Source organism: Rickettsia conorii str. Malish 7 (assembly GCF_000007025.1).
Lineage (GTDB): Bacteria > Pseudomonadota > Alphaproteobacteria > Rickettsiales > Rickettsiaceae > Rickettsia > Rickettsia rickettsii.
On sequence record NC_003103.1, the window covers coordinates 740097 to 754160 of the forward strand.

A 14064-nucleotide genomic window follows, 5' to 3' on the forward strand; every position below is an offset into this window, starting at 1 on the left:
ATTTAACGTTGCTACTATTTTTTTCATACTGTATAAATATGTATTTAATGCTCCTAAACACATAAATTGTTAGCAAATTTTGATATATGATATGAAAAAATTAATTTATTATTTTGGCAGTAATGGTAGTGATGGAAACGCTAGCATGAAAAATATACTTGGTAACAAAGGTGCTGGTCTTGCCGAAATGTCCAACCTCAAACTACCTATTCCTGATGGTTTTACAATAACTACAGAGCTATGTAATTATTTTTATACCCACAATAATAACTTTCCTAAAAACTTTCAAAGCGACTTAAAAAAAGCTATCACTGAACTTGAAATAATTACCGGTAAAATTTTCGGCAGTACAAGCAATCCTTTATTGTTATCGGTGCGTTCGGGCTCTAAGGTTTCAATGCCTGGAATGATGGATACTATCCTTAATCTTGGAATGAATAACGAAGTGTGTAATGCTCTTGCGGATTCCTGCGGTGATAAACGATTTGCTCTTGATAGTTACAAAAGATTTTTAGAAATGTACGGTTCAACGGTATTATCTATACCTAGTGATCTATTTGAACAAATTTGCGAAAAGCACAAGATGCAAGCCGATATTCATAAAGATAGCGATATTACCGTAGAATTATTAGAAAAAATTATTGATGATTTCAAACGGTTACATATTAAGTATACTAAGCAACTGATTAATGATCCTTATGAACAGTTAGAATCGGCAATTAAAGCGGTGCTACATTCTTGGATGAGTAATAGAGCGGTTATATATAGAAAAATCAATAATATTTCAGAGGATTGCGGTACGGCTATTAATATCCAAGCAATGGTTTTCGGTAATTTAGGTAAAACTTCAGCTACGGGAGTTGCTTTTACTAGATCACCTTCTACAGGAGAAAAAAAGCTCTTTGGAGAGTTTTTAATAAATGCTCAAGGTGAAGACATAGTATCGGGAACTAGAACACCTATGCCTATTATTGCAAATGATTCAAATTCTATGCAAGCAATGATGCCAGAAGTGTTTAAGGAGTTATCACAAATTGCACAAAAGCTTGAAGAACATTACTTAGATATGCAGGATATAGAATTCACTATAGAAAATAATAAGCTATATATTTTGCAAACACGTACTGCAAAAAGAACAGCCATCGCTGCTATTAATATTGCCGTACAAATGGTAGAAGAAAAGCTTATTTCTAAAGAACAGGCCTTAATGCGAATCGATCCGGAATCATTAAATCAATTATTACATACAAGAATTGATTACAGTAAGGGGCTTACTTCTATTGCTGAGGGGCTACCTGCTTCTCCTGGGGCTGCAACAGGTATTGCAGTATTCTCACCTTATGATGCCGAAAAATTATCTCATCATCATAAAGTAATTTTAGTACGCCATGATACTAGTCCTGAGGATATTAACGGAATGCATGTTTCTTCAGGTATTGTAACTATTAGAGGGGGAATGACTTCACATGCTGCAGTTGTGGCAAGAGGTATGGGGAAGCCTTGTGTTTGCGGTACAAGTAATTTATCTATAGATGAGAAAAAGCAAATATTAACAGCAGGCGACATAGTTATTAAACAAGGTGATATTATAACGATTGACGGAGGTAGCGGTAAAATCTTCTTAGGTGAAATGCCGTTAATTCAACCTACTTTCAGTGAGGAATCAAAATTAATTTTAGATTGGGCAGACGAGATTAGTAGCTTAAAAGTTCGTGCAAATGCTGAAACAGTTAACGATGCTTTAGTATCTGTAAAGTTTGGAGCTCAAGGTATAGGTTTATGTCGTAGCGAACATATGTTTTTTGATAAAAATAAAATTCCTTTAGTAAGAGACATGATTATTGCTCCTGATATAGAACGGAGAAAGCTTGCCGTGCAGAAATTATTACCTCTGCAAACTGAGGATTTTAAAGCTTTATTCAGAGTAATGAAAGATAAACCGGTAAATATTAGATTACTTGATCCGCCGTTACATGAGTTTTTACCTACCACCGAAGAAGATAAAAAGAATTTGGCCAATAGCTTAAATCTACCTTTATCCATGATTAATCAACGTCTTCATGCTATGCATGAAGTAAATCCTATGCTCGGTCACCGTGGATGTAGACTTGGTATATGTTCGCCGGAAATTTACCAAATGCAAATTGAAGCAATTTTTACAGCTATTTTTGAGCTACATAAAAAAGAACATATAGAATGTAACTTAGAATTAATGATCCCTTTAATTAGCAATGTAGGTGAAATACAAAAGCTTAAAATGGATATTTATGCGGTAATAGAGAAATTAGAGCAACGTTATAGATATAAGTTTTCCTTTACGCTCGGTACTATGATAGAACTCCCCAGGGCAGCACTCGGCAGTAAGAAAATAGCTAAGGAAGTTGACTATTTTAGTTTTGGTACTAATGATTTAACTCAGACTACATATGGAATTTCTAGAGATGATATTGCCTCTTTTCTTCCATATTATTTAGAAGAAAAGATTTTTGAATCCGATCCATTTACTACTCTCGATGAAGAAGGAGTAGGAGAATTAATTGACATTGCTATAAAACGCGGAAAGAGCAGTAATGCTAATTTGAAACTCGGAGCTTGCGGAGAACATGCAGGGAACCCTGCCTCTATAGAATTTTTTCATAGAATGAATTTAAACTATGTTTCTTGTTCTCCATACCGTATCCCTATAGCAAGAATCGCCGCAGCACAAGCTAAAATTAAACACGGGTGATAAAGGCGTTGTTGCGAGCGGGTATTGGATGTATGATTTCAAGAATTGAATTTGTTATCAAATGGTGAGTGTGTACAGTTTATACTTAATAAGTGAGTACGTGAATTCATGCAGATAACAAAGAGCAATTCTTAAAAGCAGAAGAGTATGTTATGCTCGTTTATTTTCTTTATAATACTTAGTATATTTATCTAGTAAAGGAACATGTGCAGTTGCTGTTTCTGATTTAAAAAATTCTACGCTCTCTTTACTTAAAGAAATGGTTACTTTTACTGAATCATCTTTTAATAAAAGTTCTCTAGGGTACGGCAAGAAATCTTTTACTATTTTTACTTCCCCTATTTCCCCATCAGTGTATTTTATTCTCTTGCTCATAAATTCTCTTACCTTTGCACCAGTATCCTGCTCTAAAAATTCTTATATGATTATCTCGGAATGTAAAACGGACTGTTAAAATATTACCATCAACTTTACCTAAACAAAAATATCTTTTTTCTGTAATACTAACTTACCACGCTCTAGTCTGGACAGTTAGCCAATTTTTGTAGTTTATCGAACCGGAAAGCCAAATAGTAATCAAGGTTTCCACTGTCGAGTATTTAAAAGTTTCATATGCATTTGTTATTACATTTATAAAGTCTAAAAGCTTTTTACAAAGCTTATCGTTTACTAATTACCTCATATTGCTAGTCTTTTAATTTCTATTTTTACTTTTATAATAAAAATAGTTGTATATTTATATTGTTTTTTTATTACAGCTGTAATTTTATAAGTTACAATTATATACCTAAGAATCAATTAATTTATATTAAGTTATGGCGTATGGCGCATAAAGATTTATCACATTTAACAGAAGAACAAATCAAAGATTTAATAAAACAACATTCTGCTTCTGAAGACCTTGAATTTGTAAAGCCATCTTTAAAAGGATATTCTATACCGAGTTTAGCACCGGACGAAGATTTAAATGATCATATTGTAGGACATCTAGGTCGTAGAGATTTTGTATTAATTAATCCTTTAACAAGCAGTCTTGATGCCTTCAAATTCAATCAAGAAAAAGCATTAATAGACAAGTTAAGAACCTTATATAGTTCTCACGATACTTTACCAAAGCTAATAGAAGATACGAAAAAAAAGAATATTTAAATTCTGTGCGAAATATAGTTAAAGGCGAATGGTCTTCATCATGGAAAAAAGAAGTCAGTGATATATGGCATCAAATTGCTAAATATGAATATATTATATCTCATTGAAAGACGATGTGCAGATAACATCGTTAGTATAATTATAAATAATATACATAAAAAAGTAAGTAAAACACTTGAGGAGAAGTGGACAATAAAAAATTCTAAAATAGAGTATTGCCATGTACAAAGTGCAGTTAGCTCTACTTTTTTTGATTTGTTTTTAGGAATAAGGGATGAATATTTTGAGCGTATTATGCCACTTGAGTAAATAATAAATTTCTTAAAAATCTTAAAGAGATCATATTTGAGTGATAGTTTAATTCGTTGTATATCCTTTTAATTCTTCTGTAAAAATATTCCAATCCTCTTGCCAGTCTTCTAAACTAAGCGGCAATGGTAAAATCATGCTCGGCTTAATGGGAAAATACGAGAGCTTAAACCCCCATTTGATACCGTCTATAACTTTTATTGTTTTACGCTCATGATCAATTTTAATGGCATAAACGTGACCGATCCAGTAAGATAAAGGTTTAGAGAAAAGTGTGTAGTACCATAAAGGAGCATCATAAAAATCTTGTTCTAAAGTGTAAAATGGGTAATTGAGTTTTATATCACCGTCTATAAACTCTTGTAATTCCTTATCCGAGCAAATCAGTGCGAACTATGTGAAACCAAGTATTATGTTTTGCATCTGTTTTAGTATGAATAATAGGGAAAGATGGATTAAAACAGTCTTTTTCAGCATTTGGAAATGCTATTCCCATAGAATTAACCTGTAGGCTTTTATGAGCATTTTTATATAAACAAATTCCTATATCATCAGCTACTTCATTATTTACGTCGGGATTATGCCAATGCAAAGCAAAATTTACTCCGTATAAAGTAAGTAAAAATATACTAAGAAAGATTATTAATTTAAGAATGCTTTTAGGGTTTAACATTTTTAGTTATCTCTTTTGCTTCTTTCCAAAGCGTCAGCATCAATTCTACGGATTGTCCTTGCAGATTTGGCAGGTTATGCTTTTTGGTAAGCATTTTTATTGCTCTCATACGTTTCTCAAATTTTTCATTTGTCTTGCTAAGCGTTGTCTCAACATCCAACCCTGAAAAAATACACAACGAAATCGCCGTATGGAGCAAATCCCCTATTTCTGCTTGTACTCTTTCCGGTGGTTCGGCATCGTCAATAGCTTCTTTTATCTCTCTACATTCATCTATTGCCTGCTCTAAAATCATCTCATGATCCGGCCAATCAAAACCATAGCCCCCCGTGCATCTTGCTCAAGCAGAATTAAATTTTGTAGAGGAGTGTTAGATTCTAGATTCTTAACCATATACACCATATTAAATTCATAGTTTTGTGGCTTTAAAAATAATGGTTTAAAACCGCAAGCTTCATTGTATATTTACCAAATCCCTGGTTTTGATAAGGTCTATCTACTGCAAGTGACCTTAGTGCCAATTCATTTTCATTGAAAAATTCTATATGAGCAGTTGCAACGATTTTAACTCTTTTATATAACATAAAATGATAATGATTCTCTGCCATTATAGTTGGATGGTTAGAATCATATTTTACGTTTATAGTATCAAAGATTTGTTCAGCTCGTATGCGATGGTATTCTTTCCACTCGCTATAATGTGTGCAACGCATAAGCCTAATGGAATTATTACTTAAGTGTATAATATATAGTGAAGTTAAAATTTTAAATGATTTTATGAAAATATTTAATAGTTATCGTGATTCAATTTTCATCAAAGATCATGTTAAATCGAAGCATATTATAGATAAAGAAAAAGAACAATTACGTTATGAAATACTTGAAAAGAACATATTTGGCTTTTAGATAAGGAACTTGAAGAAAGATTTAAAAAGATTAAAAACTAGAACTGACAACCTCTTCTTAACAGAAGATTTTGTAAGATTACAGAGTGGACAATATGATGTTTTTGAATCTTGTAGAAACTTCTATCATACTTGGTTCGATAGCTCAAAGTTAGGGGCTATAGAAATTGCCTCTAAAATATTATCTATTTAATAGGAAAGCCCAGGACGGGTAAATATACTATAGCGAGAAAGAGCTTATGTTATATATGATAATAAGTTAATTAATAATCCTATTTTTGCTTTGCTTGGATATGACGGTTTTAAGAAGATTCCAGAATTTGTATGGGATACAATCGGACGTATTAGAGATCATGTTTTTGAGTTTATCGTGCAAGAACCTTTTAATAGAATAGTTTGTGACAACGAGGTTGTATCAAAGAGTTGTTTCCGCTAGGCAACCATCTATGTCACTAGATGAACCTAAGAGTATGAATAAAGAGACTCAAAATGAAATATTTACCGATTGTAAGACATGTGAAAGTTAAAATGGATACTACAATATATGATCCGGCATATAAGAAATATTTTGAAAAGCGTGAGCCGACTCAAAAGAAACTCATCACATGTGCATTAAGGTTTGAGCTGTGTGCGGGAAAACCAGCATACACGATTCTTAGGAGAGTGGCAATTGCTGCTTATCTGATTTTACATTTATTAGGTGTCAGAAGAGATTAACATTAGACAATATTACTATTTTCACCCTTTTCATCCTGCACGTAAAAATCGTTTTTTTCATTCAATATATCATCACGGTTTGTATATAAAGATTCAATAAATAAAATAGAATCCTTTAAAGCTAGTTGCACAGCTATATTATCCTGATCATGTCTTTCTATAGCTTTAGAAAGCCTAAATTCTTTAACTACATTACCTAATTCTTTTATATTAGCTCGAAATCTAGTAGAATCAGAATTTGATATAGGTGTTTTTGAGAGATTTATTATTTCGTTTCTACGTTCTTGTGTTTTAATAATAACTATTTTCTTTAAGTTACCGTCTAAATCTTCCATTCCAATTTTATTGCGAATAATATCGTTTATACTAATTACTTTATTTCCATGCTTTCTCTCATGCCTTGCTGCTACTATACTGCAAGCCAAATCTGTTAATATATCTATTAAGAAACTTTGCGTTATTAAATCTATACCTTTTACTAATATTTTTATTATACCCTCTTGCTCATTAATATTATTTTTAAATATTTTAGTTTCAGCAATACAGCAAGCATTTATGATATTTTTATATTCCAATAAAATGCATTACAGTAATCGTATAATAATGGGCTTTCTTGTACTAAACTTTCAATTTCTCTAAAGATTTCTGCTTTTTGTATTGTTCCACTATAGTGTTTTATTGTGGCTATCTATCTTAATTTCATAGGCATCTAATCTTTTATTTGCCCCGGCATCTAGTAATTTAAAATTACTGGTTTTCAACCTTATTTTTGCATCTTATTATCTGTTAACTGATTTTTTAAATAACATGCGGCTAAAAATTCTTGAATAGTTAAGTGAATAAATTGATAATTACTTCCTTTGCTTTTTAATCATCCTTGTTCTATAACTTCATCTATATCATTAGCTTCAGTTTTATTTTTATATTTTGTTTTTTTCTATATGCCTATTATTAAGCCAGTTTATTACTTCACTATATAAACGACTTATATTCAAATCTTCATCGCTGTTTTTGTGAAACTGATCCCTTATATCTTGATCACTCCAAACCAAACATATTAATGCAGTATTGATAGGAACTTCACATATTTCTTTTATTTGGCTATGAGTATCCAAAAAGCTTTTTAATTGCACTCCTAGCTCTTTATCATACTCAAAATTTTTATGTACATATTGCTCTATTCCCTCACTATCCCAGCTTGTCCTGTATTGTCTACTTTCCGCGCAAACCTGTTTTACGCATTTCTTCTACAACCACATTAGGTCTAGAAATCATTATTACGTTTTGATATTCTAATATTTTATCTATTAACTTTTTACATCTCGAGTATTTAGATGTGCTACTTCGTCATACCCGTCAAGTAATAACAACATCTTATCTTTATTTTGGATATCCATTATTTCCTTAACACTTAAGGTACTTTCACTACTGCCTAAACAATAATGGATAAAACAATTAAGCTTACTTTGAGATAAATTATACCCACTATAACCATCTTTCTAACTTTCATTTAATAATTCTTTTAACTCTAAAAACATAATCAAACTTATCACTCCATAACTTCCCTTTTCCCCATTTATAAGATATATAATGCATTAACGTGGTTTTACCTATTCCTGCACTACCGCGTAACAGTACTTTACCGACATCTGCTTTTATTCTGTTTACTTGCTCAATTATATTTTTTATTTCTGATTCACTTTTATTAGGTAGATTTCTGCGAAGTATCTCAAACTTATGTTCTTCATTTATGACTTAACTATATTATCAATTTTTTCTTCTTGAACTTGATAATTTTTATTAAACAGCTCTCTTATCTTTCCGTATCTATGGCTTTAACTGTAATTTTACTTAATATTCATCTAAAGACTGAGCTTTTTTTTCGTATCTTCTATTAGCTTTGGTAAAGTATCGTGAGAACTATATAAGGTTCTTAACTTGTCAGTTAATGATTTTGAAGTAGAAGGCTTCATATTTTTACTTAATGGTAGAAAGTATATTTTTATTAGAAAACCTAATTAGATTAAAACAATTATAGGTGTGAGTTTAAGAATTTAGCAATTTAAAATTGATTAACCAAAATAATTTATTTTTTTATTTATTGCAACTATTAATTATTAATATATAAGACATTATACACTCAACAAAATTAGCACTTATAGTTATGAAATATTAGCCATAGGAATTTTAATAGCCGGTAATAATATATTTGCACAGGATACGAAGCCTGCTAAACGAATAAGAACAAAGAAGGATTATTAGAACTAAGCTGTAGAGGGCTTTAGCAACTATAGGGTTTTCAAATGCACTACGTACAATCTCATCATGTTTAGGCTTTTTTTTGTATAATATAATTTTACGAAGAAAATAATTTTAATTAGAGGTAGTATTAAAGTGCAATATTATATATAAGTTTGTTGATAAAAAATGATTTATTTACTAATATTTATATTTCCATAAATAATATTAGTTTTATATGCTACTGCTACTTCCTGAAATAACTTTGACTTTAATAGCACTTTTAGGGCAGTTTTTTGCCGTAATGATCCCAAATAAAAATAGAATTATTTCTAATATCATTATTTTACTATGCATATTATCAATTTTTCTTACCTTTAAGTACTCAAGTTATGAAGGAGTATGGTACTCATTTGCTACCGGAATAAATATCGGTATTAGTAAAAGCATAGTGCTACTATTCACTATTATCTCCATGATTATATACCGTGATTACTCTATTCTTGTTGCTGATGAATTAAAGTTTGAATTTATTACTTTAATGTTATTATCGGTTGTAGGTATTTTTGTTGCAATTTCATCACGGAATTTTCTATTATTATTCTGCGGTATGGAGCTTACTGCTTTAACTTCATATGCACTTGCAGGATTCAAATTAAATGATATGAAATCATCGGAAGGTGCTTTAAAATATTTTATCTTAGGTAGTTTAGTTAGTTGTTTATCATTATTCGGTATTTCTTTTATATACGGATTCGGCGGAAGCCTACAATTTGAGGATATCTTATATAAACTAAATGATAATTCCGGAATGAATCTTGGTTTAATAATCGGTATTATACTATTTTTAAGTAGTATTTTCTTTAAACTCTCAAGTGTTCCACTCCATTTTTGGGTCCCTGACGTATATGAAGGATCACCGATTACTTCGGTTACTTATTTCAACGCTGCCTCAAAAATAGGTATGGTTATTGTTTTATTAAATATCAGCAAATTAATTATAGGTAATTACTATCCTATTAATTATAATTTAATAAAGATAATTGCTATATTATCTATGCTGTTTGGAGCTTTTGGAGCCATTCGTCAAACTTCTCTAAAAAGATTAATGGCTTATAGTACTATTTTAAATATAGGTTATGTATTAATCGGCGTTCTTCTGCATAATCAAGAAGGATATAAAGCAGCTCTACTATATATGCTAATATATGCGGTAGGGAGTATAGGATTTTTTACTTGCTTAATTATACTGCTCGGTAAAGACGTCGATAAAGCTAGTTTTAAAACTATACAAGGAATTGCAGAGTATCATAAAACTATAGCTGCCGTAATTAGCATAGTTATGTTTTCAATGATTGGAATCCCTCCTCTTACAGGATTTTTCGGTAAATATTACCTTTTTTACCAAGCAATTAATCAAGAAGAATTCGCATTAGCTTATTGTGGTATTTTTACCAGCGTAGTTGCTGCGTTTTATTATCTTAAAGTAGTAAAAGCCATGTATTTTTCTAAAAAGATTGAGATAATTAAGCTGCCGATGCAATATGGGCTTTTACTGATTAATTACTTAGTTGTAGGCTTCTTGTTGCTTGGTTCATTTATTATCTCGTTTTAGCCGGTGTAGACTTTTTATTAACAACACTAACTACAGTAGTTTGAGTAGGCTTCATAATCTTTTCTTTTAGATTCTTTATATGTTTTAGATTTTCTTCATCTAATTTTAATAAATCTTGGTCTTTTTGTTTAGCTTTTTTAGCTAGACCTAATTGACTTGGAGTAACACTAACAATATCATCCGTTCCAACTTCTTTCTTAAATTTTTCTAGAGCATCTACATATTCTCTGTTTGCATATATATTTGTCTTTACCAATTTTTGTTTTGGTTCTTTCTTTATTTTATCAGAAGAACCAGCTAAATTTCTTTCATCTTTAATATCTTCATTTAAACTTTTTATTGTCTTTATTAAATGTTTTTTCGCACTATCTCTAATACCAAGTATTTCTAAAATTCTTGCAAAATTAGTAGTAATTTTATTTCTTAATTTAAGTTTTTGTCCTCCTTTTTTTCTTTCTTCATAATTAAGAATTTTTGCAAAATAATCAGGATACTCTTTCATTAATGTTTTTAATCCTTGCTCTTTCACTTCGTAATAAGGAAAACTATATTTTTTAGAAATTAAACTATTTATTTTAATTTCTAAGCCGTATTCCTTTAAGGATTCTTGCCTTTTTTTCATTGTATCTATTAAACTAGCCTTAATTTCTTCAGGCGTTGTTTCTTTAGATTGTTTATTATTAAATTGCTTTGGCATCGCTTGTTTTGCAAATTCTGCAATTGCTTCATTACTATAATATTTAGTTAATGCATCAAAACTTTTATCAATAGTTTTGCTTAAATCAATTTTAGAAACTGCAAGTAAGCTATCGGCAAAATTAGGATTTTTTGTTCTTAAATTAGAAGGAAATTCTCTAAAATGGTTAGTGGGACCGAATCCAGGCAAATGTTTGGCTCTTGAATGCGGATATATATTATTTGTTAAATTATCAAAACTACCAGCAAAATCAATTCTTACTAATTTAGGTAAAGTTTTTGGATTTTTTTGATCTCTGATAACTCCTATATTTCCAACATGTATATCAAAATCGCCGATCAATAAACTTGCCGGCATAATGTTTTCAAAGTTCTGATACTTAATTTCCTTAAAAGCATTTTCTAAGGTTCTAAATAATTTATTTCTAGCCCCCATAAAAAGTGGTCTACCGCCATCCTTTCTAAACCAAGAACTCGGTTTAGTTTTAGCAGACATATGTTTATCCATGTCCACATACATATCACTACTATAATTCTCAAAAAATTCAGATTTGACATATATTTGCAAATCAACGGCTTTAGATTTATTAAAATCATCAGGAGCAATTAAATTAACCTTTGCTCCATTTCCAGGACTTATAGCTTCAAAAATTTGAGATCCTAAAAACTCGGCTATATTTTTTGAGCTTGAAGCCTCTTTTTTTATCATCGCCGTAATTTTACCGTCTAAGCTTTGATATACTCCGCCATGCTCTCCTACCTCATTAGCTCCGCCTTCTTTAGGCTTTAAAAAATTCCAACCTTTAAATACTGATTGCTTATTTTGCGTCATCTTCGCCTCTTTATAATGATTTACACCACATTGATAATTTTGATATAATTATAAAACATATTATTTATTTTATATCAGAAACCGTTTTCTACTTAATTTTATTGTTCTTTAATATTTCAGCTACTTCAAGAGCTGCATAGGTAAATATACCTGTGGCACCGGCACGTTTAAAACTAATTAATGACTCCATCAAAGCTCTCTCCCAATCCATTGCCCCTGCTTCTGCTGCAAATTTTAACATTGCATATTCTCCACTAACCTGATATGCAAAAATTTTAGCATTTAACTTATTTGCCGCTTCACGAATAACATCCAAAAACGGCATACCAGGCTTCACCATTACCATATCGGCTCCCTCTGCTATATCATGCTCAATCTCAAGCATTGCTTCCTTAATATTACGTACATCCATTTGATAGCTTGATTTATCTAAATAATTCTTTTTATTACTCTTAACAGCATCGCGAAACGGACCGTAAAAACTTGAAGCATATTTAGCGGCATAAGCAAGAATTCCAACATTTATAAATCCCTCTTTGTCAAGATATTCCCTTATAGCCCTGATTCTTCCATCCATCATATCGGAAGGTGCAACAATATCTACTCCAGCTTTTGCTAGCACTAATGCCTGATTACACAAAGCTCTTACTGATCTATCATTATCAACTTCCCCATGATGCACAATACCATCATGACCATGTGTAGTATAAGGATCAAGTGCTACATCGCATATTATACCAATATCGATATTAGCGTTTTTGATGCTTCTAATAGTTCTACATATTAAATTATCTAAATTATAAGCCTCATCGGCATTTTCACTTTTTAGACTTTGATCAATACTCGGAAATAATGCAATAACATTAATACCCAGCTCTGCTGCTTCTTTTGCCGTTTCTACTATTTGATCAATCGATAAACGATATATACCAGGCATAGTTTTAATTTCTTGCCTTTCATTATGTCCTTCAACAACAAATAAAGGCAACACTAAATCACTAACCGATAAATTACTTTCGGATATTAACTCTCTAAGCCAAAAAGCTTTTCTATTTCTTCTAAGTCTAATATGGGGGTACATAAAATTCATATCTCATTTTAGTTAATAACTTGGATTCTAATATATACAATATATAACCTAACTATCTTATAGTAAAAATATTGCATTACAAAAAGAAATTTTGCTTGCAATTTATAAAAAATTTAAGCAAGCTGTTTAATTATGTAAATAAACATAGGAGCTTAATATGGCACAAGATAATATTCCAAAATCAGTCAAAGATAGAATACAAGAGTGGGAAAAAAATCAAAAAATATGTCAAATAACCCACCAAAAAATACAAAACCGGCTGTTCCTCCAAAACCCACTTCTGAGCAAATAAAGGCATGGAACGAGGCACATAAAAAACAGACTGACTTAACTACACATTCCCAAGCACTTGATATATTTGTTGACACCCCATCTCCGCAAGTTGAAACCCAAAAGCCTAGTATTTTTTCAAAACCGGCTCCGGAACAAACAAAAGTACCGGAAACAACACCTAAAAAACAATCCAATTTAACCGTAAAAGAGAAAATAGAGCAATTTTTTAAAGATCATAATATTGATACTAAAGATGCTTTGATTCCGGAATTTAGCCACTATATAGCATTAAGCGGTTCTATGGCAGGGAAGCGTCTTGATGTTACTATTAAAGCTTATGAACAATCATTAGGACGGCTAATAAAACAAGTAGGAGTACCTCAAAAAGAGTTTGTTTCTTTTATAGAAGATGAGCTAATCAAGAATCATCTACACAAAGATAAATTTGAAAAAATCAATCAACATTATAAATTACCTGAACCACCTACACTATCTGATATAATTGATAATCTGAGAGAATTAGTAAACAATGATGATATAATAGCTCATTTGCAACAAAGTAGAAAACACATTGAATTTAAAGAAAAAGTAAATAATATTATTCAGATTTATGATGATAATAAACATAATCCAGCTGCTATAGCTAAAGTTGAAGCAAAACTGCAAGAGGTAGGTAAATGGTGTGAAGAAACTACAAAAATGGATAATAATCCTATTTGGAAAAATATTGGTAATTTTATAAAATATTCTTTTACTGGAGATAAAGCTGCTTTTTATAAAGATGCTATAAAAATTCTACTCAAAATACTAAAAAAGCTATAGCAGAAATACAAAAATCT

At 30.8% G+C, this 14064-nt stretch carries 16 protein-coding genes; 7 read left to right on the plus strand and 9 right to left on the minus strand.

Annotation, left to right across the window (positions count from 1 at the left end; all coding sequences use genetic code 11):
• Positions 1 to 91: 91 nt before the first annotated feature.
• Positions 92 to 2728, plus strand: a complete 2637-nt coding sequence (gene ppdK, locus RC_RS03930) for a pyruvate, phosphate dikinase (protein WP_041471726.1) — start codon at positions 92 to 94, stop codon at positions 2726 to 2728.
• A gap of 150 nt (positions 2729 to 2878) precedes the next feature.
• Here the strand turns inward: ppdK and RC_RS10315 are convergent, their stop codons facing one another.
• Positions 2879 to 3103, minus strand: coding sequence for a hypothetical protein (locus tag RC_RS10315; protein WP_010977396.1), 225 nt, complete (start codon positions 3101 to 3103; stop codon positions 2879 to 2881).
• Between the two features lie 447 nt (positions 3104 to 3550).
• Here RC_RS10315 and RC_RS10320 point away from each other — a divergent pair, with 447 nt between their 5' ends.
• Together RC_RS10320 and RC_RS03945 are read left to right on the plus strand one after the other, a co-directional pair.
• The gene (locus RC_RS10320) at positions 3551 to 3877 is read left to right on the plus strand and encodes a hypothetical protein (protein WP_016830826.1); all 327 of its coding nucleotides are present in this window, start codon (positions 3551 to 3553) and stop codon (positions 3875 to 3877) included.
• A gap of 84 nt (positions 3878 to 3961) precedes the next feature.
• Positions 3962 to 4186: a hypothetical protein gene (locus tag RC_RS03945; protein WP_016830827.1), complete on the plus strand. Its 225-nt coding sequence runs from the start codon at positions 3962 to 3964 to the stop codon at positions 4184 to 4186.
• A 370-nt stretch (positions 4187 to 4556) separates the two neighbouring features.
• On the opposite strand, the gene RC_RS03950 is transcribed toward RC_RS03945, so the two are convergent.
• From RC_RS03950 to RC_RS03960, 3 genes are all read right to left on the minus strand, one after another.
• Positions 4557 to 4859 (minus strand): hypothetical protein, encoded by a 303-nt coding sequence (locus tag RC_RS03950; protein WP_010977399.1) that lies wholly within the window; start codon positions 4857 to 4859, stop codon positions 4557 to 4559.
• Positions 4846 to 5154: a MazG nucleotide pyrophosphohydrolase domain-containing protein gene (locus RC_RS03955; protein ID WP_010977400.1), complete on the minus strand. Its 309-nt coding sequence runs from the start codon at positions 5152 to 5154 to the stop codon at positions 4846 to 4848. Before RC_RS03955 ends, RC_RS03950 begins: the two co-directional genes overlap by 14 nt.
• 130 nt (positions 5155 to 5284) lie before the next feature.
• The gene (locus tag RC_RS03960) at positions 5285 to 5572 is read right to left on the minus strand and encodes a GNAT family N-acetyltransferase (RefSeq protein ID WP_010977401.1); all 288 of its coding nucleotides are present in this window, start codon (positions 5570 to 5572) and stop codon (positions 5285 to 5287) included.
• A 7-nt stretch (positions 5573 to 5579) separates the two neighbouring features.
• On the opposite strand from RC_RS03960, the gene RC_RS09495 reads away from it, so the two are divergent.
• Both RC_RS09495 and RC_RS03970 read left to right on the plus strand, forming a co-directional pair.
• On the plus strand, positions 5580 to 5765 hold the full coding sequence (locus RC_RS09495) for a hypothetical protein (protein WP_014273572.1): 186 nt from the start codon (positions 5580 to 5582) through the stop codon (positions 5763 to 5765).
• A gap of 488 nt (positions 5766 to 6253) precedes the next feature.
• Positions 6254 to 6481 (plus strand): hypothetical protein, encoded by a 228-nt coding sequence (locus RC_RS03970; RefSeq protein WP_010977405.1) that lies wholly within the window; start codon positions 6254 to 6256, stop codon positions 6479 to 6481.
• Positions 6482 to 6483: 2 nt separating this feature from the next.
• On the opposite strand, the gene RC_RS03975 is transcribed toward RC_RS03970, so the two are convergent.
• From RC_RS03975 to RC_RS11240, 3 genes are all read right to left on the minus strand, one after another.
• The gene (locus tag RC_RS03975; protein ID WP_010977406.1) at positions 6484 to 7056 is read right to left on the minus strand and encodes a hypothetical protein; all 573 of its coding nucleotides are present in this window, start codon (positions 7054 to 7056) and stop codon (positions 6484 to 6486) included.
• Between the two features lie 345 nt (positions 7057 to 7401).
• Positions 7402 to 7596 carry an N-acetylglucosamine kinase gene (locus RC_RS10325; RefSeq protein WP_233417435.1) on the minus strand — a complete coding sequence of 65 codons (195 nt, stop codon included), beginning with the start codon at positions 7594 to 7596 and terminating at the stop codon, positions 7402 to 7404.
• A 391-nt stretch (positions 7597 to 7987) separates the two neighbouring features.
• Entirely contained in the window at positions 7988 to 8077 is a 90-nt protein-coding gene (locus RC_RS11240) for an NTPase (protein WP_407635647.1), read from the minus strand.
• Between the two features lie 880 nt (positions 8078 to 8957).
• On the opposite strand from RC_RS11240, the gene nuoN reads away from it, so the two are divergent.
• Positions 8958 to 10334, plus strand: coding sequence for an NADH-quinone oxidoreductase subunit NuoN (nuoN, locus tag RC_RS03990; protein ID WP_010977408.1), 1377 nt, complete (start codon positions 8958 to 8960; stop codon positions 10332 to 10334).
• Here nuoN and RC_RS03995 read toward each other — a convergent pair.
• Together RC_RS03995 and hemB are read right to left on the minus strand one after the other, a co-directional pair.
• Positions 10321 to 11862, minus strand: coding sequence for a hypothetical protein (locus tag RC_RS03995; protein WP_010977409.1), 1542 nt, complete (start codon positions 11860 to 11862; stop codon positions 10321 to 10323). The two genes, nuoN and RC_RS03995, sit on opposite strands and share 14 nt — an antisense overlap.
• Positions 11863 to 11950: 88 nt before the next feature.
• Positions 11951 to 12943: a porphobilinogen synthase gene (gene hemB / locus RC_RS04000; RefSeq protein ID WP_029374467.1), complete on the minus strand. Its 993-nt coding sequence runs from the start codon at positions 12941 to 12943 to the stop codon at positions 11951 to 11953.
• Between the two features lie 234 nt (positions 12944 to 13177).
• On the opposite strand from hemB, the gene RC_RS10330 reads away from it, so the two are divergent.
• Complete coding sequence (locus RC_RS10330) at positions 13178 to 14047, plus strand: hypothetical protein (RefSeq protein ID WP_233417436.1); 870 nt, start codon at positions 13178 to 13180, stop codon at positions 14045 to 14047.
• The last annotated feature ends 17 nt before the right edge of the window (positions 14048 to 14064 follow it).

Bases quoted from the DNA above. Each gene is read 5' to 3' on its own strand.
- ppdK (WP_041471726.1), top strand. From the start codon at position 92: ATGAAAAAATTAATTTATTATTTTGGCAGTAATGGTAGTGATGGAAAC.
- RC_RS10315 (WP_010977396.1), bottom strand. From the start codon at position 3,103: ATGAGCAAGAGAATAAAATACACTGATGGGGAAATAGGGGAAGTAAAA.
- RC_RS10320 (WP_016830826.1), top strand. From the start codon at position 3,551: ATGGCGCATAAAGATTTATCACATTTAACAGAAGAACAAATCAAAGAT.
- RC_RS03945 (WP_016830827.1), top strand. From the start codon at position 3,962: ATGAATATATTATATCTCATTGAAAGACGATGTGCAGATAACATCGTT.
- RC_RS03950 (WP_010977399.1), bottom strand. From the start codon at position 4,859: ATGTTAAACCCTAAAAGCATTCTTAAATTAATAATCTTTCTTAGTATA.
- RC_RS03955 (WP_010977400.1), bottom strand. From the start codon at position 5,154: ATGATTTTAGAGCAGGCAATAGATGAATGTAGAGAGATAAAAGAAGCT.
- RC_RS03960 (WP_010977401.1), bottom strand. From the start codon at position 5,572: ATGCGTTGCACACATTATAGCGAGTGGAAAGAATACCATCGCATACGA.
- RC_RS09495 (WP_014273572.1), top strand. From the start codon at position 5,580: ATGGAATTATTACTTAAGTGTATAATATATAGTGAAGTTAAAATTTTA.
- RC_RS03970 (WP_010977405.1), top strand. From the start codon at position 6,254: ATGAAATATTTACCGATTGTAAGACATGTGAAAGTTAAAATGGATACT.
- RC_RS11240 (WP_407635647.1), bottom strand. From the start codon at position 8,077: ATGCATTATATATCTTATAAATGGGGAAAAGGGAAGTTATGGAGTGAT.
- nuoN (WP_010977408.1), top strand. From the start codon at position 8,958: ATGCTACTGCTACTTCCTGAAATAACTTTGACTTTAATAGCACTTTTA.
- RC_RS03995 (WP_010977409.1), bottom strand. From the start codon at position 11,862: ATGACGCAAAATAAGCAATCAGTATTTAAAGGTTGGAATTTTTTAAAG.
- hemB (WP_029374467.1), bottom strand. From the start codon at position 12,943: ATGTACCCCCATATTAGACTTAGAAGAAATAGAAAAGCTTTTTGGCTT.
- RC_RS10330 (WP_233417436.1), top strand. From the start codon at position 13,178: ATGTCAAATAACCCACCAAAAAATACAAAACCGGCTGTTCCTCCAAAA.